Source organism: Ruegeria sp. BH8 (genome assembly GCF_056538065.1).
The window spans coordinates 93,303-115,814 of sequence record NZ_JBQFSP010000009.1; the positions used below are offsets into that span (position 1 = coordinate 93,303).

Annotated in this window: 22 protein-coding genes; 14 read left to right on the plus strand and 8 right to left on the minus strand. The window is 57.8% G+C overall.

Translation table 11 applies throughout. The annotated features are described in order from the left end of the window. The first annotated feature begins 22 nt into the window (after nt 1-22). Genes grxC through ACR0AD_RS15080 form a run of 3 tightly spaced genes read left to right on the plus strand, consistent with a single transcriptional unit; the run spans nt 23 to nt 1,563 of the window. Nucleotides 23-280: a glutaredoxin 3 gene (grxC, locus tag ACR0AD_RS15070; protein ID WP_480483930.1), complete on the plus strand. Its 258-nt coding sequence runs from the start codon at nt 23-25 to the stop codon at nt 278-280. Next, nucleotides 280-1,110: a carbon-nitrogen hydrolase family protein gene (locus ACR0AD_RS15075; RefSeq protein WP_480488119.1), complete on the plus strand. Its 831-nt coding sequence runs from the start codon at nt 280-282 to the stop codon at nt 1,108-1,110. Before grxC ends, ACR0AD_RS15075 begins: the two co-directional genes overlap by 1 nt. A 12-nt stretch (nt 1,111-1,122) precedes the next feature. Continuing rightward, nucleotides 1,123-1,563, plus strand: a complete 441-nt coding sequence (locus tag ACR0AD_RS15080) for a MarR family winged helix-turn-helix transcriptional regulator (RefSeq protein ID WP_267363106.1) — start codon at nt 1,123-1,125, stop codon at nt 1,561-1,563. 3 nt (nt 1,564-1,566) lie between these two features. Here ACR0AD_RS15080 and ubiG read toward each other — a convergent pair whose 3' ends face one another. Beyond that, nucleotides 1,567-2,313, minus strand: a complete 747-nt coding sequence (gene ubiG / locus ACR0AD_RS15085; RefSeq protein WP_480488117.1) for a bifunctional 2-polyprenyl-6-hydroxyphenol methylase/3-demethylubiquinol 3-O-methyltransferase UbiG — start codon at nt 2,311-2,313, stop codon at nt 1,567-1,569. Nucleotides 2,314-2,361: 48 nt separating this feature from the next. On the opposite strand from ubiG, the gene pip reads away from it, so the two are divergent. The 6 genes from pip (at nt 2,362) to infB (ending at nt 9,668) form a co-directional block, all read left to right on the plus strand. Further along, nucleotides 2,362-3,339 (plus strand): prolyl aminopeptidase, encoded by a 978-nt coding sequence (gene pip, locus ACR0AD_RS15090; RefSeq protein ID WP_267363109.1) that lies wholly within the window; start codon nt 2,362-2,364, stop codon nt 3,337-3,339. Then, nucleotides 3,336-4,157 carry an ABC transporter substrate-binding protein gene (locus tag ACR0AD_RS15095; protein WP_267363110.1) on the plus strand — a complete coding sequence of 274 codons (822 nt, stop codon included), beginning with the start codon at nt 3,336-3,338 and terminating at the stop codon, nt 4,155-4,157. Before pip ends, ACR0AD_RS15095 begins: the two co-directional genes overlap by 4 nt. Nucleotides 4,158-4,317: 160 nt before the next feature. Continuing rightward, a complete protein-coding gene (gene rimP / locus ACR0AD_RS15100; RefSeq protein ID WP_267363111.1) occupies nt 4,318-4,908 on the plus strand; it encodes a ribosome maturation factor RimP in 591 nt (196 codons plus the stop codon). Beyond that, the gene (gene nusA, locus ACR0AD_RS15105; RefSeq protein WP_480488115.1) at nt 4,908-6,527 is read left to right on the plus strand and encodes a transcription termination factor NusA; all 1,620 of its coding nucleotides are present in this window, start codon (nt 4,908-4,910) and stop codon (nt 6,525-6,527) included. Before rimP ends, nusA begins: the two co-directional genes overlap by 1 nt. A 22-nt stretch (nt 6,528-6,549) precedes the next feature. Then, nucleotides 6,550-7,173 carry an RNA-binding protein gene (locus tag ACR0AD_RS15110; protein WP_480488113.1) on the plus strand — a complete coding sequence of 208 codons (624 nt, stop codon included), beginning with the start codon at nt 6,550-6,552 and terminating at the stop codon, nt 7,171-7,173. An 8-nt stretch (nt 7,174-7,181) separates the two neighbouring features. After that, complete coding sequence (infB, locus tag ACR0AD_RS15115) at nt 7,182-9,668, plus strand: translation initiation factor IF-2 (protein WP_480488111.1); 2,487 nt, start codon at nt 7,182-7,184, stop codon at nt 9,666-9,668. A gap of 66 nt (nt 9,669-9,734) precedes the next feature. Here infB and ACR0AD_RS15120 read toward each other — a convergent pair whose 3' ends face one another. The 5 genes from ACR0AD_RS15120 to ACR0AD_RS15140 all read right to left on the minus strand — a co-directional run bounded on the left by ACR0AD_RS15120 (nt 9,735) and on the right by ACR0AD_RS15140 (nt 14,416). Further along, nucleotides 9,735-10,505 (minus strand): alpha/beta hydrolase, encoded by a 771-nt coding sequence (locus tag ACR0AD_RS15120; protein WP_480488109.1) that lies wholly within the window; start codon nt 10,503-10,505, stop codon nt 9,735-9,737. A gap of 60 nt (nt 10,506-10,565) precedes the next feature. After that, a complete protein-coding gene (locus tag ACR0AD_RS15125) occupies nt 10,566-11,450 on the minus strand; it encodes a tryptophan 2,3-dioxygenase (RefSeq protein WP_480483938.1) in 885 nt (294 codons plus the stop codon). Between the two features lie 64 nt (nt 11,451-11,514). After that, on the minus strand, nt 11,515-12,543 hold the full coding sequence (tdh, locus tag ACR0AD_RS15130) for an L-threonine 3-dehydrogenase (RefSeq protein WP_480488190.1): 1,029 nt from the start codon (nt 12,541-12,543) through the stop codon (nt 11,515-11,517). Nucleotides 12,544-12,557: 14 nt separating this feature from the next. Beyond that, nucleotides 12,558-13,742: a glycine C-acetyltransferase gene (locus tag ACR0AD_RS15135; RefSeq protein ID WP_480483939.1), complete on the minus strand. Its 1,185-nt coding sequence runs from the start codon at nt 13,740-13,742 to the stop codon at nt 12,558-12,560. A gap of 110 nt (nt 13,743-13,852) precedes the next feature. Continuing rightward, nucleotides 13,853-14,416, minus strand: coding sequence for a helix-turn-helix domain-containing protein (locus tag ACR0AD_RS15140; RefSeq protein WP_267363118.1), 564 nt, complete (start codon nt 14,414-14,416; stop codon nt 13,853-13,855). A gap of 116 nt (nt 14,417-14,532) precedes the next feature. On the opposite strand from ACR0AD_RS15140, the gene ACR0AD_RS15145 reads away from it, so the two are divergent. Continuing rightward, entirely contained in the window at nt 14,533-15,708 is a 1,176-nt protein-coding gene (locus tag ACR0AD_RS15145) for an acetyl-CoA C-acyltransferase family protein (RefSeq protein WP_480488107.1), read from the plus strand. 96 nt (nt 15,709-15,804) lie between these two features. Here ACR0AD_RS15145 and ubiB read toward each other — a convergent pair whose 3' ends face one another. Both ubiB and ubiE read right to left on the minus strand, forming a co-directional pair. After that, complete coding sequence (gene ubiB, locus ACR0AD_RS15150; protein WP_480483942.1) at nt 15,805-17,334, minus strand: 2-polyprenylphenol 6-hydroxylase; 1,530 nt, start codon at nt 17,332-17,334, stop codon at nt 15,805-15,807. A 3-nt stretch (nt 17,335-17,337) separates the two neighbouring features. Continuing rightward, nucleotides 17,338-18,090 carry a bifunctional demethylmenaquinone methyltransferase/2-methoxy-6-polyprenyl-1,4-benzoquinol methylase UbiE gene (gene ubiE, locus ACR0AD_RS15155; RefSeq protein ID WP_480474807.1) on the minus strand — a complete coding sequence of 251 codons (753 nt, stop codon included), beginning with the start codon at nt 18,088-18,090 and terminating at the stop codon, nt 17,338-17,340. A gap of 86 nt (nt 18,091-18,176) precedes the next feature. Here ubiE and mutM point away from each other — a divergent pair, with 86 nt between their 5' ends. The 4 genes from mutM (at nt 18,177) to dnaA (ending at nt 22,301) form a co-directional block, all read left to right on the plus strand. Continuing rightward, nucleotides 18,177-19,028: a bifunctional DNA-formamidopyrimidine glycosylase/DNA-(apurinic or apyrimidinic site) lyase gene (gene mutM, locus ACR0AD_RS15160; protein ID WP_480488106.1), complete on the plus strand. Its 852-nt coding sequence runs from the start codon at nt 18,177-18,179 to the stop codon at nt 19,026-19,028. Between the two features lie 66 nt (nt 19,029-19,094). Beyond that, on the plus strand, nt 19,095-19,871 hold the full coding sequence (locus ACR0AD_RS15165) for an enoyl-CoA hydratase (RefSeq protein ID WP_267363125.1): 777 nt from the start codon (nt 19,095-19,097) through the stop codon (nt 19,869-19,871). 225 nt (nt 19,872-20,096) lie between these two features. Further along, nucleotides 20,097-20,360, plus strand: coding sequence for a 30S ribosomal protein S20 (gene rpsT, locus ACR0AD_RS15170; protein ID WP_039541017.1), 264 nt, complete (start codon nt 20,097-20,099; stop codon nt 20,358-20,360). A 555-nt stretch (nt 20,361-20,915) separates the two neighbouring features. Next, complete coding sequence (gene dnaA / locus ACR0AD_RS15175) at nt 20,916-22,301, plus strand: chromosomal replication initiator protein DnaA (RefSeq protein WP_480488104.1); 1,386 nt, start codon at nt 20,916-20,918, stop codon at nt 22,299-22,301. Nucleotides 22,302-22,512: the final 211 nt, after the last annotated feature.

The window sequence follows — 22,512 nt, forward strand, 5'->3', positions numbered from 1 at the left end:
CGAAATCCGAAGGGAACGGAAAATGAAGTCGGTAGAGATCTATACATCGCCACTGTGCGGGTATTGTCATGCAGCCAAACGCCTGCTGAAGCAGAAAGGTGTCGAGTTCAAGGAGATCGACGTGCTGATGCACCCCAAACGCAAACCTGAAATGATTCAACGTGCCGGAGGCAAACGCACGGTCCCCCAGATTTTCATCGGCGCCACGCATGTCGGCGGTTGTGATGATTTGTACGAGTTGGAGCGTCAGGGCAAGCTTGACCGTCTGCTTGCGGCCTGATGAAAACCGCGCTGCTGCAAATCACCTCGTCGGACGATCCGGCAGAAAACCTCGGGATGGTCCGAGGCATGATGGCCGAAGCGGCAGAACAGGGCGCCCGCTTTGTTCTGACGCCAGAGGTTACGAATTGCGTTTCGACCAGCACCACACGGCAGCGCGCGGTTTTACAACATGAAGAAGATGACATCACTTTGACGGGCCTGCGCGAACAGGCTGCTGATCTGGGTGTTTGGCTTCTGATCGGCTCGTTGGGGCTCAAGACTCATGACAATGACGGTCGTTTTGCCAATCGTTGCTTTATGATCGGATCGCAAGGTCAGATCGTGGCGCGGTATGACAAAATCCATATGTTCGATGTGCAGGTCACCGAGACCGAGACGTTCCGCGAATCAAAGAATTACCGCCCAGGCGAAAAAGCGGTCATCGCCGAAACGGATTTCGGCAAGGTTGGTCTGACCATCTGTTACGATATCCGCTTTCCATATTTGCACGCGGCACTGGCGCAGGCGGGCGCGCGCATTCTGACCGTCCCGGCCGCGTTCTCGCCGGTCACAGGTGCCGCGCATTGGGAAGCCTTGCTACGCACACGTGCAATCGAAACCGGGTGCTGGGTGCTGGCCCCGGCCCAAACAGGCGAACATCCAAAAACCGGCGGAAAAACACGCTATACTCACGGTCACAGCATGGTCGTCGACCCGTGGGGAAAGGTGCTGATCGACGCAGGGACCGATCCAGGCATTCACATTTTCGATTTGGATGATAGTTCTGTGACTGAGGCACGGCGACGTGTCCCTTCACTGCACCACCGCCGTTCCTTCGACGGACCCTGACAGAACGGAACAATGACAGACGACACCAATGCCCTTGCGGTCACGCTGTTCAGCGAGATCCTGACCGCCGACCAGCTATTGCGGAACCGGCTTAGCCGGGTGCTGCCCAAGGGCATGGAAATCTCGCATTTCTCGGTTCTGAACCACCTGGCTTTTGTCGCGGATGAGCGTAGCCCGGCGCAGCTGGCCAACACGTTCCACGTGACCCGAGGGGCGATGACCAACACCTTGGCCAAGCTGGAATGGGCCGGATACATCCACATCCGCCCCGACTGGGACGATGCCCGCCGCAAGATGGTCGCGATCAGCCCCGCCGGTAAACGCGCGCGGGATCAGGCGATTTCCTCGATTGCTCCGTTGATCAACCGCGTGGTCGGAGAGTTGGGGGACGACCGTGTTCGGTCGACATTGCCAGTGCTGCGCGATCTGAGAAAACAGCTGGAAGGGGAATAACCCTCAGCCCGGCTTCACACTCGCCGTCACATAGTTCACGCTTAAATCCCGGTCCGAGATCGACCAACTCCAGAGGATCGGGTTGAAGACGAACCCCTTGCGGTCCACCGGGTCCATCCCGGCCTGACGCAGCAGGTCGAACAACTCATCAGGGGTGATAAACTTGTTCCACTCATGCGTGCCGCGCGGCAGCCAGCGCATGACGACCTCGGCCCCGAAAATCGCCGTGGCATAGGATTTTGGGTTGCGGTTGATGGTTGAGCAGATCAGCAGCCCGCCCGGCTTGAGCAATTGTTGCGAGGCGGTCAGGAAACCCTGTGGGTCGGCCACATGCTCGACCACTTCCATGTTCAGGACCACGTCGAACTGCTCACCTGCGGCGGCCATGTCTTCGGCTGTGGTGTGGCGATAGTCGATCTGCAAACCGGATTGCTCGGCATGGATACGCGCAACAGGCAGGTTGCCTCCGGCGGCATCGGCCCCAACGACCTCGGCCCCCAGACGTGCCATGGGTTCGCTCAGCAGACCACCGCCACAACCGATATCCAGCAGGCGCAGCCCTTCGAACGGTTTCCGCGCTTTCAGATCGCGGTCGAATTCACCGGCGATCTGCTGTGTGATATAATCCAAACGGCAAGGATTCAGCATGTGCAAGGGTTTGAATTTCCCATGAGGATTCCACCATTCCGCCGCCATCGCTTCGAATTTTGCGATCTCGGATGGATCCACCGTGTTCGGATGCGCTTGCATTCCTGTCTCCGTATGCTCTTTTACGCTTAAGGACTATATAGGGCCATAATGGACAAGTACCCGGACCAAAAGCGCGCAGTTCAATATCTGTACCCGCCGATCGATCCGTTCGATCAGCGTATGGTCGATATGGGCGACGGGCACCGTATCTATGTGGAACAATGCGGCAACCCCGAAGGCATACCGGTGGTGATCCTGCATGGCGGTCCAGGCGGTGGCTGTAGCCCCGCAATGCGGCGTTATTTTGATCCACAGGCCTACAGGGTGATTCTATTTGATCAGCGTGGGTGTGGCCGGTCTCGCCCCACGGCTTCGGTTGAAAACAACACGACATGGCATTTGGTGGCCGATATTGAACGGTTGCGCGACCTGTTCGAGATTGATGAATGGATTGCTTTTGGCGGCAGCTGGGGCGCGACCCTTGCGTTGATCTATGCGCAGTCGCATCCAGACCGGGTCAGCCGATTGGTGCTGCGCGGTGTGTTCCTGGCAACTGACGCTGAACTTGACTGGTTTTATGGCGGCGGAGCGGGACGTTTCTGGCCGGAACAGTGGCAGAAATTTACCTCACTGTTGCCCGAGGTGGAGCTGAAGGACACCATCACCGCCTACAATAAACGCCTGTTCTCGGGGGACCGCGCGACCGAGACCCTGTATGCGCGGGCATGGTCGCACTGGGAAAATGCGCTGGCGTCGATCCACACGAACGGATCAGTGGGCGAAAGCCCCGGCGAATACGCTCGTACATTTGCCCGGCTCGAGAATCACTATTTCTACAATAAGGCGTTCCTGGAAACGGATGGGCAGATCCTAGATCAAATGGACCGGATCGCTCATATCCCGGGTCACATCGTGCAGGGGCGATACGACATGATTTGCCCGCCGCAGGCCGCCTGGTCGCTGAGCGAACGCTGGCCGAATGCCGAGATCAAGATGGTACGTCAGGCCGGTCATGCGCTTTCTGAACCCGGGATCAGCGCAGAACTCATCCGGATCATGGATCGCGTAGCGGAGGGTTTGGCATGACACGCATCGACCGCCGTGCCTTGTTTGCCTCGGGTGCCGCCGCCGCGCTGCTTGCCGCGACAGGCGCGTCCCTGGCGGACAGACCTGAGAAAGGCGGCACGCTGCGATTGGCCGTACCGCGCGACGACAGTCTTGAGCAGGTGGCGCGCGGTGCGGTTTTCGACACGCTGACCGAGATCGCCCCGGATGGCACTTTGCGGGGCGAGCTTGCGACGGGCTGGCAAACCGACGCCGATGCGAGGGTCTGGAGCTTTGATCTGCGCAACGATGCGGTGTTCCACGACGGCGCGTTTTTGGACATCGCAGATGTTGCGGCCGTATTGGCCGAGGTCGGGCATACCGAGGCATTGACTGCCAACCGTTTGCGGCTGGAACTGGCCGAGGCAAATCCGGGCCTTCCATTCCTTTTGGCGGACAGTCGTTTTATCATTGCCCGCAATGGCGAAGGCGTCACGCCGCTACACAACGCCAATGGCACGGGTTGCTACCGTGTCGAACGCGCCGAAGACGGGCGGCATTTCCTGGGTCGCCGTGTTTTGGGGCATTACAAGGACGGTCAGGCCGGTTGGGTCGATGCATTCGAAGTGATCGTTATTCCCGATGCCCGTGTCCGCGCCGAGGCATTGCGTGATGGCTATGTCGATGTCGCCGCCTTCCCCGATTCGTCAGAGATCCGCGGTACGCGCGGTCTTCGCTACTATCCTTCCGAGACCGATATGGCACTGGCCGTCTCTGGGGCGGTGGGATTGCCGCGGCAGATTGCCGGACGCACGGTTCTGGACGACGGTCGTATCGCTGAACGGTGGTGGATCGTGTAATTTCGGGTGACACTTCTGTCGGGGGTTGCAGACTCGGATCATCCTGCGTATATGCAGTTTCAACAGCGGTGCGTTGGACTTCCGGTCCAAGGCTCCACCGGAAAATTCGACGGGCCGCGCGCCCGTTTTTTTGTGCCCGACTGACAGGGTAGAGAACCTGATGACAAACGACCTGATAGCCAAAGCTGCCATCGACCGGCGACTTGCCGAGATCATCACCCCGGTGATCGAAGATCTGGGGTATGAGCTGGTCCGTGTCCGGCTGATGAGTGGTAAGCAGACCACGCTGCAAATCATGGCTGACAAACCCGAAGGCGGCATCGAAGTGGATGACTGCGCCGAGATTTCGAATGCGGTCAGCGCCACCCTGGATGTCGAGGACCCGATCCTTGACGCCTATACGCTTGAGGTGTCCAGCCCCGGTATCGACCGCCCCCTGACCCGCCTCAAGGATTTCGAGACTTTCGAGGGGTATGAGGCCAAGATCGAAACTTCTGAACTGATCGATGGCCGCCGCCGGTTCAAAGGGGAACTGGCCGGGATTGAAGGGGAAGAGGTTCTGATCAATATCCCCGAAGGGTCCGAGACGATCACCATCGGCCTGCAATTCGACTGGCTGAGTGATGCCAAGCTGGTCCTGACCGATGACCTGATCAAGGAAATGCTGCGCCAGCGCAAGGACGCCGGTGCCCTGAACGAAAACGCTTTCGACGAGATTGAGACCGAAGGGTCCGAAGAGGAGACGAACTGATGGCAATTACCTCAGCCAACCAGCTGGAGCTGCTGCAGACTGCCGAGGCCGTGGCCCGCGAAAAGATGATCGACCCCGGTCTGGTTGTCGAAGCGATGGAGGAATCGCTCGCCCGCGCTGCCAAGAGCCGCTACGGTGCCGAGATGGACATCCGCGTGTCCATCGACCGCAAGACCGGCAAGGCGACTTTCACCCGTGTGCGAACCGTGGTCGAGGATGAGGAGCTTGAGAACTATCAGGCCGAGTTCACCGTCGAACAAGCCAAGCAGTACATGGAAGATCCACAGGTCGGTGACGTTTTTGTTGAAGAAGTGCCGCCGGTCGAAATGGGCCGGATTGCGGCGCAGTCCGCCAAGCAAGTGATCCTGCAAAAGGTCCGCGAAGCCGAGCGTGATCGTCAGTATGAGGAATTCAAGGATCGTGCGGGCACCATCATCAACGGTGCCGTCAAGCGCGAAGAATTCGGCAATGTCATCGTCGATCTCGGCGGTGCTGAGGCTGTTCTGCGCCGCAATGACAAGATCGGTCGCGAAAGCTATCGCCCGAATGATCGTGTGCGCGCGTATATCAAGGAAGTCCGCCGCGAAGTGCGTGGCCACCAGATCTTCCTGTCGCGTACCGCGCCAGAGTTCATGGCCGAGCTGTTCAAGATGGAAGTGCCGGAAATCTATGACGGTATCATCGAGGTCAAGGCCGTGGCCCGTGACCCCGGTTCTCGCGCCAAAATCGCCGTGATCTCGTATGACGGCTCGATCGACCCTGTTGGCGCCTGCGTTGGTATGCGCGGCAGCCGCGTGCAGGCCGTTGTGAACGAACTGCAGGGTGAGAAGATTGACATCATCCCGTGGAACGAAGACCAACCGACCTTCCTGGTGAACGCGCTGCAACCTGCCGAGGTTTCGAAGGTTGTTCTGGACGAAGAAGCAGGCAAGATCGAGGTTGTCGTTCCGGAAGAGCAGTTGTCTCTTGCAATCGGTCGTCGCGGTCAGAACGTGCGTCTGGCAAGCCAACTGACCGGGCTGGATATCGACATCATGACCGAAGCTGAAGAATCGGCGCGTCGTCAGAAGGAATTCGAATCTCGTACCAAACTGTTCATGGACAGTCTGGATCTGGACGAGTTCTTTGCGCAACTGCTGGTTTCCGAAGGCTTCACCAACCTCGAAGAAGTTGCCTATGTCGAGATTGATGAACTTCTGGTCATTGACGGCGTCGACGAAGGCACTGCGCAGGAACTTCAGACCCGGGCGCGCGAGTTCCTGGAAGCCCAGGCCAAAGCCGCTCTGGATGCGGCGCGCGCACTGGGTGCCGAGGACAGCCTCATTGAATTCGAAGGCCTGACCCCCCAGATGGTAGAGGCGCTGGCCAAGGACGATGTAAAGACGCTGGAAGATTTCGCAACCTGTGCAGACTGGGAACTGGCCGGTGGCTGGACCACGGTCGACGGTGAACGCGTCAAGGATGATGGCGTGCTGGAGCCCTTTGGCGTCACGCTCGAAGAAGCACAAGACATGGTCATGACTGCGCGTATCCTGTTGGGTTGGGTTGATCCGGCCGAGTTGGAGCAGGCGGAAGAAGACATCGACGGCGACGCAGCAGACGAGGAGGTCGAGGCCTGATCTCAGGTCTCGGGTGGCGCGTATGGGTCGCGGTGGCGTCCATAAGGATCGGTCTGACGGACCCGAACGCAAGTGCATCGCCACAGGCGAGGTTCAGCCTAAATATGGCTTGATCCGCTTTGTGACGGGCCCGGACGGTCAGGTCTTTCCGGATGTCGCGGCAAAGTTGCCGGGACGGGGCGTTTATGTGGCGGCGGATCGTGCTGCGCTGGACAAGGCCATTGGTAAGAAACTGTTTGCGCGGGGGTTCAAGGCACAGGTGACTGTGCCTCAGAACCTCGCGACAGAAGTTGAAAAGCAGATCGCGCGCCGTGTGATTGAGTTGCTCAGTCTGGCGCGCAAGTCCGGCGACGCGGTTGCCGGGTATGAAAAGGTCAAGTCGTGGCTGGACCGGGAAGAGGCTCAGGTGCTGATTCAGGCCACTGATGGATCGGGGCGCGGCAAGTCGAAGCTCAGTACGCCGCACTTCGGAAAATACATCGGTTGGCTGACGGCAGACGAATTAGGGCAGGCATTTGGGCGCCAAACGGTGATTCATGCGGCCTTGGCCTCTGGCGGACTCGCCAAACGTGTTGTAGAGGAAGCGCAGCGCCTGCGTGGCTTGCGCGAAACGGATGACGGCGGCAAGGGCCGCGCGGAAGGGTAAGAAGCTTTATGAGCGATAGTGACGGCAAAAAGACATTGGGTCTTCGTGGCGGGGCACGCCCCGGAAATGTGAAACAGAGTTTCAGCCACGGACGCACCAAGAATGTCGTGGTGGAAACCAAACGCAAGCGCGTGGTGGTCCCCAAGCCGGGCGCGGCAAAGCCGGGTGGCGGTGCCGCCCCTTCGGGTGATCCGTCGCGTCGTCCCGCAGGTATTTCGGACGCGGAAATGGCGCGCCGTATGAAGGCTTTGCAGGCTGCCAAGGCCCGCGAGGTCGAAGAGGCCGCTGAACGCGAAGCCGCTGAAAAGGCACGCGAAGAAGAGCGCGTGCGCCGCCGCGCGGAACAGGAAGCGAAAGAACGCGAGCAGCGTGAAGCGGAAGAGCGCGCGCGTCAGAAAGCCGAAGATGAAGAGCGCAAGCGCGTGGAGGCTGAAGAAGAAGCCAAGCGTGCCGCTGTTGCTGCTGCCGCTTCGCCGGCCCCTGAAGAAGCCAAAGCTGCACGCAGCCCGGCCAGCAAACCTGCGCCTGCTGCCGCACCTCGCAAGCAGGATCGCGAACGCGAACAGCGCGGTCGTGGCAAGGGTCGTGAAGACAACCGTCGTTCGGGCAAGCTGACACTGGGTCAGGCCACCGGTGACGAAGGCAGCCGCCAGCGGTCGATGGCAGCGATGAAGCGCAAGCAGGAACGCGCCCGTCAGAAAGCCATGGGCGGTTCGGTCGAGCGGGAAAAGGTGATCCGCGACGTACAACTGCCTGAGGCGATCATGGTCTCGGAACTGGCCAACCGTATGGCCGAGCGCGTGGCTGACGTGGTCAAATCACTTATGCAGATGGGCATGATGGTCACGCAGAACCAGACCATCGACGCTGATACTGCCGAGCTGATTATCGAAGAGTTTGGCCATAAGGTCACCCGCGTCTCTGATTCGGATGTTGAGGACGTCATCAAAGAGGTCGAAGACAGCGAAGCCGATCTGAAGCCTCGTCCGCCCGTCATCACCATCATGGGTCACGTCGACCACGGGAAAACATCGCTGCTGGATGCAATCCGCGATGCGCGTGTTGTGGCTGGTGAGGCCGGTGGCATCACCCAGCATATCGGCGCCTATCAGGTGAAAACCGATGGCGGCTCGACGCTGACCTTCCTGGATACACCCGGACACGCGGCCTTCACCTCGATGCGCTCGCGTGGTGCCCAGGTGACCGACATCGTGGTTCTGGTCGTCGCTGCCGATGACGCGGTCATGCCGCAGACAATTGAGGCGATCAATCACGCGAAGGCAGCCAAGGTGCCGATGATCGTGGCGATCAACAAGATCGACAAACATGATGCAAATCCGGACAAGGTGCGCACCGATCTGCTGCAACACGAAGTGATCGTCGAGAAAATGTCGGGTGAGGTTCAGGACGTAGAAGTGTCTGCCATCACCGGTCAAGGTCTGGACGAGTTGCTGGAAGCCATCGCATTGCAGGCCGAGATTCTGGAACTGAAAGCCAACCCTGATCGCGCTGCCCAGGGTGCCGTGATCGAGGCACAGCTGGACGTGGGCCGCGGCCCGGTCGCTACGGTTCTGGTTCAGAACGGTACATTGCGTCAGGGCGATATCTTTGTCGTGGGTGAGCAGTATGGTAAGGTCCGTGCTCTGATCAACGACAAGGGTGAGCGCGTCAAGGAAGCTGGCCCGTCGGTTCCCGTTGAGGTTCTTGGTCTGAACGGTACGCCTGAAGCAGGCGATGTTCTGAACGTGACCGAGACCGAAGCACAAGCCCGTGAAATCGCCGCCTACCGTGAACAGGCCGCCAAGGACAAACGCGCTGCCGCTGGTGCCGCAACGACCCTTGAACAGTTGATGCAGAAGGCAAAGGAAGACGAAAACGTCACCGAGTTGCCCATTCTGATGAAAGCAGACGTTCAGGGTTCGGCGGAAGCCATCGTTCAGGCAATGGAGAAGATCGGCAACGAAGAAGTACGCGTGCGCGTTCTGCATTCGGGTGTTGGTGCCATTACTGAAACGGATGTCGGTCTGGCTGAAGCGTCGGGCGCTCCAATCTTTGGCTTCAACGTGCGGGCCAATGCCTCAGCACGGAATACCGCAAACCAGAAGGGCGTCGAGATTCGCTATTACTCGGTGATTTATGACCTCGTAGACGACGTAAAAGCAGCCGCATCCGGCCTGTTGAGCGCCGAAATTCGCGAGAAGTTCATTGGCTACGCCGAGATTCGCGAAGTCTTCAAGGTTACTGGCGTTGGCAAGGTTGCTGGCTGTCTGGTCACCGAAGGCGTGGCGCGTCGTTCTGCCGGTGTCCGCTTGCTGCGCGACAACGTGGTGATTCACGAAGGCACGCTGAAGACGCTGAAGCGTTTCAAGGACGAAGTGGCCGAGGTTCAGTCGGGTCAGGAATGCGGTATGGCGTTCGAAAACTACGACGATATCCGCGCAGGCGACGTGATCGAAATCTTCGAGCGCGAAGAAGTCACCCGCACGCTGGACTAGCCCGGCAAAGGATGAAAACGAAAAACAGCGGCCCCCTTAGGCCGCTGTTTTCTTTTACCGAAGCGCTTATTTTGTCTGGGGCAGAAACGCATCTGAATGCATGATGATATCGAAATGATGCATTCCTTGCGCGAGCATAAAGCTGACAGAGTGTCCGGCCTTTCGCAGCCTTTCAGCATAGTCGCGGCTTTGGCGAATGAACTCACCTGTATCCCGTTCGGCTACCGAAACATGGTATCGAGGACCGGGCCGGGGCAGATTGCGGATGGGTGACAGATCGTTGACCTCGACCGGCGTCAATTGCAGTGGATCGTTCACCGACATCAGGCTGATCGGTTCCAGGTCGTATATTCCGCTGATCAGAATCACATCCCGCACCCGGAGCCCCGCTTTGGCAAGGGCATCTGATGAGGTTGCCATCACCATCGCCGCCAGATGCGCGCCTGCACTGTGACCTGACAGGGTGATCCGCGACGGATCGAACCCCAACTCCCCCGCCTTGGCCGCCAGCCACAACAACGCGTCACGGCATTCGTCGATCATGTCGCCAACCCGGGCATCGGGTGCCAGCGTGTAGTTTACAGTCGCAAAAGCTTGCCCGTGTTCTACCAGACCTGGTGCCATCAGAGACGATTCATTCTGGCTGAGCGCCTGCCAGTACCCGCCGTGAATGAAGACGTGCAGGGGTGCCTTGTCATCGCGAGCGGGAAAGAAATCAAGGACTTGTACGGGGCTGTCACCATAAGCCAGGTTTTCCCGTACCGGATAGTCGGCCCGCGCCTGAGCGCTTAGCGCCTTATAGCTGGCAAGATACGGGCTTAGGTCGCCGCCGATCATTGTGCTGGGGGAGTACTCCCGCTCCAGCTCGGATTGCGAAAATCCTCGATACAACATGTCTTAGGTTTGCCCGCTGTACATCAATTCGGTGCGCACGTCGTAAAGGTCGTGGAAAAACCGCAGCTCTAGCGCCTTTCGCAAAAAGGCCACGCCGCTTGAGCCACCAGTGCCGGGTTGCATCCCGATCACGCGCTCAACTGCGGTGGCATGATCAAAGCGCCAGCGTTGAAACAGGCTTTCCACATCCATCAGTTTTTCGGCCAAAGCATAAAGATCCCAGTATTTTTCAGTGTTGCGGAATACCTCCACCCAGATTTGTACCACGCGCGAATCGCCGCAATAGGGTTGGGCGTAATCGCGTTCGATCAGATCCTTGGGCACGTCGAACCCTTGACGGGCCAGCATGTGCAACACTTCGTCATAAAGCGACGGTTTGGTCAGAGCGGCATTCAGCATCTCCATCACCTCTGGGTCATGCGCATGGACCTTCAGTGTTGACGCATCCTTGTTGCCAAGAATGAACTCAATCTGCCGATACCCGTAGCTCTGAAACCCTGACGAGCTGCCCAGTGCCTGCCGAAACGTTAAATAGTCGGCAGGCGTCATGGTCAGAAGGGTTTCCCAGGCCGCAATCAGCTGCCGCTGAATGGCCTTGATGCGGTCGAGGTTTTTCATCGCTGGGCCAAATTCATCCTGTTGCAAAAAACGGCGCACCTCGACCAGTTGGTGATGCATCAGTTTCAGCCACAGTTCGCTAACCTGATGGATGATAATGAACAGCATCTCGTCCGGCTGCGCGGGGTCCTGAAAGGTCTTTTGCAGGTTCAGCAGTGTTTTGAGTTGCAGAAAATCTCCATAGCTTTTGCGATGTGTCTCGGCGAAATCAGTGACCAGAGTGTCTTCGACACCTCTTTGCAACAGACGATCGTCTTTGTTCGCGCCCATCTCATGCCTCCCTTGTGCGATCCTTGCACCTGTCTAGGCGTTGAGTTCGTAACTTTCCAGCGGGTTAGGTCCAGTCAAGGACAACCTTGCCAGAGAGGCCGGATTTCATCGCGGCAAATCCATCCGCAAAATCATCAACCTCAAAGCGATGCGTGATCACGCGGGACACATCCAAACCGTTTTGCAGCATGGCGATCATCTTGTACCAGGTCTCGAACATCTCGCGACCATAGACACCCTTGATTGTGATCGCCTTGAAAACGATACGCGACCAGTCGACCGGAGATTTCCCCGGCGGTATCCCCAGCAGGGCGATTTTCCCACCCATCACAAGCGCCTCGACCATCTGGTCAAGCGCGGCTTGTGAGCCGGACATTTCAAGCCCCACATCAAAGCCTTCTTTCATTCCAAGCTGTGCGATGACATCGTGCAAATCTTGTTTGGAAACATCAACGGTCCGCACCGATGGCACCACATGTTCCGCCAGTTTCAACCGTTCGGCGTTAATGTCTGTGATCACAACATTGCGGGCGCCTGCATGGCGGGCAACGGCGGCGGCCATGATGCCGATGGGTCCTGCGCCGGTGATCAGGACGTCCTCGCCCAGAAGGTCAAAGCTTAGCGCGGTGTGTACAGCATTGCCCAGCGGATCAAGGATTGCCCCGATCTCATCCGGGATATCGTCCGGCAGGGGAACAACGTTGAAGGCAGGCAATTTCAGGTATTGCGCAAACGCGCCCTGTTCATTCACCCCGATCCCGCGCGTACCGGGGTCGAGGTGAAATTTGCCTGCGCGGCTTTGACGGCTTTCAGTGCCGATCAGATGCCCTTCGCCGGAACAGCGCTGCCCAACGTCCAGCCCGGTGACGTTGCGCCCAACTTCGACGATTTCCCCGGCGAACTCATGACCAGTGATCATCGGAACCGGAACGGTGTGAGAGGCCCACTCATCCCAGTTCCAGATGTGAATGTCGGTACCGCAAATTCCGGTCTTGTTGATCTTGATCAGTACCTCATCAGGCCCGATTTCAGGGACCGGGGCCTGTACCATCCACAACCCTTCTTCAGGTTTCGACTTTTCCAGCGCTTTCATCGTGTTGGGTCGCATCAGATCACCCCCAGTTCCTTGCCAACCTTGCCAAAGGCCGCCAGCGCGCGGTCCAGTTCGTCCCGTGTCAGGGCGGCGTTCATCTGCGTTCTGATCCGCGCCTGTCCGCGGGGAACAACAGGAAAGAAGAAGCCCGAGACATACACGCCCTCGTCAAACAGCTTGGCGGCCATCTCTTGTGCCAGCGTTGCATCGCCCAGCATGACAGGGATAATCGGATGTTCACCGGGCAAAAGGTCAAAGCCAAGCTTTTCCAGACCGGCACGCCAGTACTTTGCGTTTCCGAATAACTGCGCGCGTAGAATGTCGCCTTCTTCGACCAGGCGGATTGCCTCAAGTCCTGCGGCGACGATGGATGGCGGCAGCGAGTTCGAGAACAGATAGGGCCGCGCCCGCTGCCGCAGCAGGTCGATCACTGGCTGCGGCCCGGCGATGTAGCCGCCGATTGCCCCCCCAAGTGCCTTGCCCAAAGTTCCTGTCAGAATGTCGACATCAACACCAAAGTGATCCGGTGTTCCGGCGCCGCGCGGGCCCATGAAGCCGGTTGCATGGCAATCATCGACCATGACGATGGCATCGTATTTATCAGCCAGTTCGCGAATTTTCGGCAAGTTGGCCAAATAGCCATCCATCGAGAACACGCCATCGGTTGCGATCATGATATGACGCGCGCCATCCTCGCGCGCCTGCTTCAGCCACGCTTCCAGGTCGTTCATGTCATTGTTCAGATAGCGATAGCGCTTGGCCTTGCACAGCCGCACCCCGTCAATGATAGAGGCGTGGTTCAGACTGTCCGAAATGATGGCATCTTCAGGCCCCAGCAACGGTTCGAACAACCCGCCATTGGCATCAAAACAGGCCGCGAACAGGATCGCATCATCCTTGTTCAGGAATATCGCCAACCGCTGTTCCAGTTCACGGTGAATATCCTGCGTTCCGCAAATGAACCGGACCGAGGCCATGCCGAATCCTTTCGGACCCATCGCATTTGTTGCGGCCTCGATCAGCGCGGGGTGATCCGCAAGACCCAGATAGTTGTTGGCGCACAGGTTGATCACCCGTTTGCCGCCCACCGTAATCTCACCGCCCTGAGGCGAGGTGATCATTCGTTCGCGTTTATACAGCCCCTCGGATTCGATCTGTGCGAGTGTGTCCGTGATGTGGGACAGGAATGCATCTGCCATGGCGACCTCCGTTCAACTGAGTCGCACATCTAACATAGCGGATGAATTTCCCAAATAGGGGAATTTCAATATACAGGAAAATTTTCCGTGAAGGCGGAAATTTGCTGACGTCAGGCGTTCTTTACGATCAAAAACACCCGCGCTGGTTCTTTGGCTGAGATGGAATGCACGATATCCGCGGCATAGCGGGCGGTGTCCCCTTGGCTCAGATCCGACACGGCACTGCCCGATTTAACTTTGACGGCGCCTTCCAGCACGGTCAGCTGCTCACGCGCGCCGCGCGCATGCGGCTGGCTGTTCAAGGCCCCGCCTTTGTCGAACTCGATATCATAAACCTCATGACCACCGGCCTCTTCCGGTGGGGACAGGATGCGAATGCGGCAGTTCTGCCCCATATTGTCGATGCTGGGCACTTCGGACGCGCGCAGCACCTCGATCTGATCACTGGCTTTTGATCCTTCCAGAAGACCGGCAAAATCCACCTGTAATGCACGGGTCAGGTTCCAGAGGGTCGAGATCGTCGGGCTGCTTTCACCGCGTTCGATCTGGCTTACCATGGATCTGGATACGCCGCTCAGGTTTGCGACTGCTTCCAGCGACAGTCCTTTGGCCCGGCGTGCTTCTTTCAGGCGAGCAGGCAAAAGGTTCAGGATATCGTCTGTATTCTCCGTCATGACGGAATCCATGCGTGTTGGGACCCGGCTTGTCAATTCCATCCGTGACGGCACGTCCTATAGGACAGGATCATGCTGCATGTGCATACTGACGACGATTCCAAGAGGAGAAAGACATGACAGACATCGTATTGCTGGATGGTGCGCGCACCGCGATTGGAACTTTCGGTGGCGCACTTGCGTCAACCGCACCCATTGATCTGGCGACGGTGGTCACCGAAGCGGCCTTAGAACGGTCAGGGGTAGAAGGTGCGCAAATCGGGCATGTTGTATTTGGCCACGTCATCAATACCGAGCCTCGGGACATGTACCTGTCGCGTGTTGCCGCGATGCAGGCTGGGATTCCGAATGGCACCCCTGCGATGAATGTAAACCGTCTGTGTGGCTCGGGCGCACAGGCGATCGTGTCGGCGATGCAGTCCTTGATGCTTGGCGATGCCGATTTCGCTGTGGCAGGTGGCGCAGAAAGCATGTCGCGCAGCCCTTACATTGTTCCACAGGCACGCTGGGGCGCGAAAATGGGTGATGTCACTTCGCTGGACATGATGCTGGGTGCGTTGAACTGCCCCTTTGGCACAGGGCACATGGGTGTGACGGCCGAGAACGTTGCCGATGAACACCAGATCAGCCGTGAACAGATGGACGACTTCGCCCTGACCAGCCAGACCCGCGCGGCAGCCGCAATTGAAGCCGGATATTTCGAAAGCCAGATCGTGCCCGTTCAGGTGAAGGTCAAGCGCGACATGGTGGATTTCAAAGTTGATGAGCATCCCAAAGCGACGACAGCCGATGCGCTGGCCGGGTTGCGACCAGTGTTCAAGAAAGATGGGCGTGTGACGGCGGGCAATGCCTCGGGCATCAACGACGGTGCGGCGGCGATGGTGCTGGCAACGGCAGACGCGGCGGAAAAGGCCGGGTTGAAGCCAAAAGCGCGCGTGATCGGATATGCACATGCTGGCGTGCGCCCCGAAGTCATGGGTATTGGCCCGGTACCGGCTGTGCAAAACCTGCTCAGGAGGACGGGTTTGTCAGTGGAAGACTTTGATGTGATCGAAAGCAACGAAGCATTTGCCGCGCAGGCGCTGGCCGTCAACCAGGAGCTTGGGTTGAATGCAGCGAAGGTGAACCCGAATGGAGGTGCGATTGCGCTGGGGCATCCTGTCGGTGCGACGGGCGCCATCATTACCATGAAGACGCTTTATGAGCTGGAGCGCACAGGCGGATCAAAAGGGTTGATCACCATGTGTATTGGTGGTGGTCAGGGGATCGCCATTGCCATCGAGCGGCTCTGATCCGGGTCTGGGCAAAGGGGGGCTGTCTGCCCCCCATCGCGCAAGGCGCGATTCCCCCCGAGGATATTTTTAGCCAGATGAACCTGCGGATCACAATCAGCCGAGTGTAGTGATCAACAGAACTATGGCTGCGCCGGCAACCGCACCGAGAGCGGCGGGTAGGATTTTTGGCAACAGACCCGAGTTTTCCGGTTCTTCTTTGTGCGTCTGTGCAATCAACGCGTTTTCGACCAATGTCGGCAGGCGCGGACCAAAGCGTGCCAGAACCATAGCGGTTTTGGCAAAGTCACGAAGCGCGGCGCGCGGGCCGATGGATTGTTTGATGTAATCTTCGACCACGGGGCGGGCAACTTCCCAGATATTGATGTGGTCGTCCAGTGACCGGGCAACGCCTTCAACCACGACCATCGTGCGCTGTAGAAGGATCAGCTCGGTTCGGGTTTCCATGCCAAAACGCTCTGTCACTTCGAACAGATAGCTTAGCAAACGGCCCATCGAAATATGCGAGGCATCCATACCGAAGATGGGCTCACCAACCGCACGCAGGGCGCGGGCGAATTCATCGACGTCCTGGTGTGCAGGAACGTAACCGGCTTCGAAATGCACTTCGGCTACGCGCTTGTAGTCGCGGCGGATGAAACCGAACAGAATCTCGGCGTAGACCCGGCGCGTGTATTCGTCGATATGGCCCATGATACCGTAATCATAAGCGATGATATCACCGTTGGCGGCGACCTTGAGGTTGCCCTGATGCATATCGGCGTGGAAATAGCCGTCGCGCAGAGCGTGAAGAAGGAACAGGCGCAGCACACGTTCAGCCAGATCGCGGCGATCGTGGCCAGCGGCGTCCAGTGCGTCATTTTCACCCAATGGAACACCGTCGGCCCAGCTGAGTGTCATCACGCGCCGTGCCGACAGTGACCACAATATAGGCGGCAGCCAGAACCCTTTGTCGTCTTTTGTGTTGGCCGCATATTCCGAGGCAGCAGCGCTTTCCAGACGCAGATCCAGTTCACCCCGTACAACGCCATCGAAATGTTCAATGACCTCCATCGGACGCAATCGGCGAGCACCGGGCGCAAACAAATCGACTATGCGAGCGGCGAAATAAAACGCGTCCACGTCCTTGCGAAATGCGCGCTCAATCCCTGGGCGCAGAACTTTGACGGCGACATCCTCGCCCGTGCTAACAAGTTTGGCTTTGTGGACCTGAGCAATGGACGCGGCTGCAATGGGTTCACTGAAATCGCAGAATATCTCGGCAACAGGCTGCCCCAGTTCCTTTTCCACTTCGGCCAAAGCCACGGCTTTCGAGAACGGCGGCAGCTTGTCCTGCAAAACACGAAGTTGCACAGCCAGTTCATCGCCTACTACATCCGGGCGCGTCGAAAGCACCTGACCAAACTTGATGTAGGCCGGGCCCAAAGCGGTGAGTGCACGTGTTGCAGGCGGCATTTCCGGGTCGCCCTTGTACCCCAGCCACCAAAACGGTTTGCCTAGAGCGTGGGCAAGAAACCGGATAGCCCTTGGCGCCTCGAACGCGTCGAGGACCACGTTCATGGCACCGGTGCGCTCAAGCGTTGCGCCTGTACGGATCAGGCGGATGAAGTTGTGGGGACCACGCATGCGTCAGATCTTCCAGCCGGAATGCAGCGCGGCGATACCCATGCTGAGATTGCGGTATTTGGCGTTTTCGAAGCCAGCAGTTCGGACCATGTTCAGGAAGGTTTCCTGATCGGGGAACTTGCGGATCGACTCCACCAGATACTGATAGCTGTCGTAATCATTCGCGATCAGCTTTCCCATGCGTGGAATGACATTGAAGCTGTAGAGGTCATAGAGCTTCTGCAGCCCGTCATTGGGAAGCTGACTGAACTCCAGTACCATCAGGCGGCCACCGGGTTTCAGCACGCGAAAGGCTTCGTTCAGGGCCTCTTGCGGGCGGGTCACGTTCCGGATGCCGAAAGAAATCGTGTAGACGTCAAAGGTGTTGTCCTCGAACGGCAGGGCCATGGCATCGCCCACCACCCAGTTCAGGCTATCGGCCATCTGGTCGGCTTCGGCGCGTTGCCGGCCTTCGACCAGCATAGGTTCTGTCAGATCAAGAACCGTGGCATGGCCATAGCCTGCACGTTTCAGAAAGCGAAAGGAAATGTCACCGGTTCCGCCTGCAACATCCAGCAAACGCTGACCGGGACGTGGTGCCAGCCAGTCCATCATCGCGTCTTTCCAGACCCGGTGGATACCCATCGACATGACGTCGTTCATCACGTCATATTTCGAGGCGACCGAGTTGAACACGCCCTGCACGCGCCCGGCCTTGTCAGCCTCGCGTACGGTTTCGAACCCGAAATGGGTGGTGTTGTCGCTGTTGTCGGACATAAGCCTTGCCGTTTATCGAATTTCGCTTCTGTTATAGGGCTCTGGAAGCGGGGCACAATGCGGCCCTTTGGAATAGGAGCCCTGTAATGCCAGAATTGCCCGAGGTCGAGACCGTAAGACGCGGCCTGAGCCTTGCGATGGAGGGGGTCGAGATCGAACGCGCCGATGTGAATCGCCCGGATCTGCGCTGTCCATTTCCCGAACGCATGGCAGAACGGCTGACCGGGCAGCGCGTGGATCGGTTACGGCGGCGATCAAAATATATCCTGGCCGATCTCAGCAGCGGCGAGACATTGTTGATCCATCTGGGGATGTCCGGGCGAATGACGGTGTCAGGGGATCCACTAGGTCATTTCCTGCGCGAACATCCTGCCGCTGAGAAACATGACCATGTTGTTTTTCACATGGCCAACGGGACGCGTATCACCTTTAACGATCCACGCCGGTTCGGAGCGATGGACCTGCTGCCCACAGCCACAGCCGAGGATCACAAGCTTCTGGCGGTTCTGGGACCAGAGCCCTTGGGCAATGATTTCCACGAGCAACACCTGATTGAGGCGCTCAAAGGCAGGAATACCCCAGTCAAATCAGCTCTGCTGGATCAGGGAATCGTTGCCGGATTGGGGAATATCTATGTTTGCGAGGCACTTTATCGCGGCAAGGTGTCGCCACGTCGCAAAGCAGGGCAAATATCTGCGGCACGTGTCGCATCGCTGGTTCCCATCATTCGGAGGGTGTTGCAGGACGCGATCGAAGCAGGCGGATCATCCCTGCGGGATTTCCGCCAAGCTGATGGAGAACTTGGATATTTTCAGCACAGCTTTGATGTCTACGGTCGCGAAGGAAAGCCCTGCCGCACCGAAGGTTGCACTGGTCTGATCCAGAGAATCACCCAGTCCGGTCGCTCATCCTTCTACTGTGCGCAATGCCAAAGATAGCTTGATCCAGAGAATTCGCGTGGTAAGGACTCGTAACTGAACGGAACAACCGGAAGCTTTTTTCTCATGGCTTTTGAGACGATCATCGTCGAAATCGAAGACCACGTCGCCTTAATCAAACTCGACAGACCGGATGCGTTGAATGCGCTGAACTCCCAGTTGCTGGGTGAGTTGTGTACCGCGCTGGAAGAGGCGGACAGCAACGACAAGGTGCGTTGCATCGTCATCACCGGATCGGACAAGGCCTTTGCCGCAGGCGCGGACATCAGGGAAATGTCCGAGATGAGCTTTGTCGATGTCTACACCACCAACCTTTTTGCTGATGCAAACAACCGGGTTTTGGCGATTCGCAAACCGATCATCGCCGCGGTTGCGGGCTATGCTCTGGGTGGGGGATGCGAGTTGGCAATGCTTTGCGATTTCATCATTGCGGCGGACACTGCAAAATTCGGCCAGCCTGAAATCAACCTTGGCGTCATAGCCGGGTTGGGCGGCACCCAGCGTTTGACGCGCTTTGTCGGCAAGTCCAAGGCGATGGACATGAACCTGACTGGTCGGTTTATGGACGCGGACGAAGCCGAGCGCGCTGGTTTGGTCAGCCGGGTCGTACCGGCCAAGAAGCTGATCGAGGAAGCCGTCGGTGCGGCGCAAAAAATAGCCGAGAAATCGGCACTGACGGCAGCGGCGGCAAAAGAAGCGGTCAATCGCAGTTACGAGCTTCCGCTGAGTGAAGGAATGCTGTTTGAGCGTCGCGTCTTCCATTCCATGTTTGCCACCGAGGACCAGAAAGAGGGCATGGCGGCGTTTCTTGAAAAGCGGGCTGCGCAGTTTCGCGACAAGTAAAACGCAAGAGACTAATGAAAGGCGGGCTATGCCCGCCTTTTCTTTACCCGATTTGTGAGCCCCAAGAATCGGCTTGGCAATCCTTGAAATGTTCGGTATTGAGCGCCGCAATACATGCGCGTGCGGCCCGCATGGCCCGACTCACACTCGTGATTTCTGATCCGGTGCGGATATATCCGTGGCGCGCAACCCTTGATAACCGTACCGAACGAAGGTCAGAGATACATGGCAAATTCGCCCCAGGCAAAGAAACGCGCCCGTCAGAACGAAAAGCGTTTCGCTGTTAACAAAGCGCGTCGTTCGCGCATCCGCACCTACCTGCGTAAAGTCGAAGAAGCGATTGCATCCGGTGACAAAGATGCGGCAACCGCAGCACTGCGCGCCGCCCAGCCTGAGCTGATGCGCGGCGTCACCAAAGGCGTGTTCCACAAGAACACTGCCGCGCGTAAAATGTCGCGCCTGTCGGCCCGGGTCAAAGCTCTGGGCTAAAGCCTGAGGGTTACCTTAGGTCAAGTCAGCAAGGCTGAACTAATGTCAAAGGCGCTGCGCATTGCGGCGCTTTTTTCGTGTTGCCGGAATACCGCGCCTTCACGAAACCGAGAGATTCTTTCGACCAAAGACCCGAGTCAATATCAGAGTTTCGTTGCCGCGCCCCATTTCAAGTTGCTACCACTGATGTCAGCGATTCACTCGCTTGGGGGGACAGGCTGTTTACTCGATCGGACTGACGGGCATCAGATCGATCTGGAAACATTCGTCGACGACTGGCGCAAGCTGGGCTGCCGATCTGCCGCGAAGTCCGGGTTATCCGGGATTCTCGGCCCTGTCTGAAGATTGAGATTGTGACGTGCAGCCCGAGTTTCGGGACGCTCATCTATTTTTGAGCGTCGAAAATCCGGGTGCACCGAACTTTCAGGGGCAATCCCCGCCAAACCGTTAGGTTTGGCGACAGGTTCCCTTTGGGTGTGTGAATGCAAGACCGGGCAACCGGCTTCGTATGATAAGGCCGACAGGCCAATAAGAATGGGATGCGTGAGGCGCTGAATGACACAAGAGAAATGGGGACTACTGCGTAACAAATTGCTGAAGGCTGTCGGTCGGAATAATTACACCACATGGATCGAGCCTCTGGAATTTAAAGAGCTGCAGGATGGTGTGGCGGTTTTTTCCGTGCCAACGAACTTTATGGGGAACTACGTTAGCCAGAATTTTGCGGACCTCATCTTGTACGAGCTGAATACGGCTGGGGAAACCGTTCAGCGTCTGGACTTCCGTGTTGCTGCCAACTCGCCCGCGCGTCCCAAGCCCGCAGCCAAGGTGGTCACCGAAACTCAGCCAGAGCCGGTACCCTTAGCGGCGACGGATAGTGCGCAGAACGCTTTGGAGTCGTTGCAGGCCGCGCCGCTCGATTCACGTTTCACCTTTGACAGTTTTGTGGTGGGTAAACCCAACGAGCTGGCCCATGCTGCCGCGCGCCGTGTGTCCGAAGGCGGCCCGGTAACATTCAACCCGCTTGTTCTGTATGGTGGAGTGGGTCTGGGTAAGACCCACCTGATGCACGCAATTGCCTGGGAGCTGAAAACCAAGCATCCGGAACTGAATGTCCTGTACCTGTCAGCCGAACAGTTCATGTATCGCTTCGTGCAGGCCCTGCGGGAACGCCGGATGATGGATTTCAAACATTTGTTCCGTTCGGTCGATGTGTTGATGGTCGATGACGTGCAGTTCATTGCCGGAAAGGATTCTACTCAGGAAGAGTTTTTCCATACGTTCAATGCGCTGGTGGATCAGAACAAGCAGATCATCATCTCGGCCGACCGCGCCCCGGGCGAAATCAAGGATCTGGAAGATCGTGTAAAGTCCCGCCTTCAATGTGGTTTGGTCGTTGACCTGCATCCGACCGACTATGAATTGCGTCTGGGCATTCTTCAGAACAAGGTCCAGCAATATAGCAGTTCCTATCCCGACCTGACGATTGCAGATGGCGTCCTTGAATTTTTGGCTCATCGTATCTCGACCAATGTCCGCGTGCTGGAAGGTGCTCTGACACGTCTGTTTGCCTTTGCCTCGTTGGTTGGACGCGAGATCGACATGGAGCTGACGCAGGATTGTCTGGCAGATGTCCTGCGCGCATCCGAGCGTAAGATCACGGTTGAAGAGATTCAGCGGAAAGTATCCGAATACTACAACATCCGCATGTCCGATATCATCGGTCCCAAGCGCCTGCGATCCTACGCGCGCCCCCGTCAGGTGGCGATGTATCTGTGCAAGCAGCTGACCAGCCGGTCGCTGCCAGAGATCGGCCGCCGGTTCGGCGGGCGCGACCACACCACAGTCATGCATGGCGTCAAGCGCATTGAAGAGCTGAAACTGACTGATGGTCAGATCGCTGAAGACGTGGAAATGCTGCGCCGTTCTCTCGAAGCCTGAACCGGGCCAGTAGTGCTAAGAAACGCTCCGGACTTCTGTGCCGGAGTGTTTTTTGTGCGTAAGAATCCACGGTTGCACCAGAACTGAGGCGTGTGGGGCACGCCGCACTTGACGGTTGGTGCATTCCAACCCAGAAATCCGTAAAAAATCCTTGTGCCTCGGGGTGGAACCGCTAACGTGCCAGTCCCGCCCATGTCGGTACGCAAGTCAG

What these genes read in the sequence shown, in the direction of transcription:
- grxC (WP_480483930.1), top strand. Translation starts at nt 23, where the DNA reads ATGAAGTCGGTAGAGATCTATACATCGCCACTGTGCGGGTATTGTCAT.
- ACR0AD_RS15075 (WP_480488119.1), top strand. Translation starts at nt 280, where the DNA reads ATGAAAACCGCGCTGCTGCAAATCACCTCGTCGGACGATCCGGCAGAA.
- ACR0AD_RS15080 (WP_267363106.1), top strand. Translation starts at nt 1,123, where the DNA reads ATGACAGACGACACCAATGCCCTTGCGGTCACGCTGTTCAGCGAGATC.
- ubiG (WP_480488117.1), bottom strand. Translation starts at nt 2,313, where the DNA reads ATGCAAGCGCATCCGAACACGGTGGATCCATCCGAGATCGCAAAATTC.
- pip (WP_267363109.1), top strand. Translation starts at nt 2,362, where the DNA reads ATGGACAAGTACCCGGACCAAAAGCGCGCAGTTCAATATCTGTACCCG.
- ACR0AD_RS15095 (WP_267363110.1), top strand. Translation starts at nt 3,336, where the DNA reads ATGACACGCATCGACCGCCGTGCCTTGTTTGCCTCGGGTGCCGCCGCC.
- rimP (WP_267363111.1), top strand. Translation starts at nt 4,318, where the DNA reads ATGACAAACGACCTGATAGCCAAAGCTGCCATCGACCGGCGACTTGCC.
- nusA (WP_480488115.1), top strand. Translation starts at nt 4,908, where the DNA reads ATGGCAATTACCTCAGCCAACCAGCTGGAGCTGCTGCAGACTGCCGAG.
- ACR0AD_RS15110 (WP_480488113.1), top strand. Translation starts at nt 6,550, where the DNA reads ATGGGTCGCGGTGGCGTCCATAAGGATCGGTCTGACGGACCCGAACGC.
- infB (WP_480488111.1), top strand. Translation starts at nt 7,182, where the DNA reads ATGAGCGATAGTGACGGCAAAAAGACATTGGGTCTTCGTGGCGGGGCA.
- ACR0AD_RS15120 (WP_480488109.1), bottom strand. Translation starts at nt 10,505, where the DNA reads ATGATCGGCGGCGACCTAAGCCCGTATCTTGCCAGCTATAAGGCGCTA.
- ACR0AD_RS15125 (WP_480483938.1), bottom strand. Translation starts at nt 11,450, where the DNA reads ATGGGCGCGAACAAAGACGATCGTCTGTTGCAAAGAGGTGTCGAAGAC.
- tdh (WP_480488190.1), bottom strand. Translation starts at nt 12,543, where the DNA reads ATGAAAGCGCTGGAAAAGTCGAAACCTGAAGAAGGGTTGTGGATGGTA.
- ACR0AD_RS15135 (WP_480483939.1), bottom strand. Translation starts at nt 13,742, where the DNA reads ATGGCAGATGCATTCCTGTCCCACATCACGGACACACTCGCACAGATC.
- ACR0AD_RS15140 (WP_267363118.1), bottom strand. Translation starts at nt 14,416, where the DNA reads ATGACGGAGAATACAGACGATATCCTGAACCTTTTGCCTGCTCGCCTG.
- ACR0AD_RS15145 (WP_480488107.1), top strand. Translation starts at nt 14,533, where the DNA reads ATGACAGACATCGTATTGCTGGATGGTGCGCGCACCGCGATTGGAACT.
- ubiB (WP_480483942.1), bottom strand. Translation starts at nt 17,334, where the DNA reads ATGCGTGGTCCCCACAACTTCATCCGCCTGATCCGTACAGGCGCAACG.
- ubiE (WP_480474807.1), bottom strand. Translation starts at nt 18,090, where the DNA reads ATGTCCGACAACAGCGACAACACCACCCATTTCGGGTTCGAAACCGTA.
- mutM (WP_480488106.1), top strand. Translation starts at nt 18,177, where the DNA reads ATGCCAGAATTGCCCGAGGTCGAGACCGTAAGACGCGGCCTGAGCCTT.
- ACR0AD_RS15165 (WP_267363125.1), top strand. Translation starts at nt 19,095, where the DNA reads ATGGCTTTTGAGACGATCATCGTCGAAATCGAAGACCACGTCGCCTTA.
- rpsT (WP_039541017.1), top strand. Translation starts at nt 20,097, where the DNA reads ATGGCAAATTCGCCCCAGGCAAAGAAACGCGCCCGTCAGAACGAAAAG.
- dnaA (WP_480488104.1), top strand. Translation starts at nt 20,916, where the DNA reads ATGACACAAGAGAAATGGGGACTACTGCGTAACAAATTGCTGAAGGCT.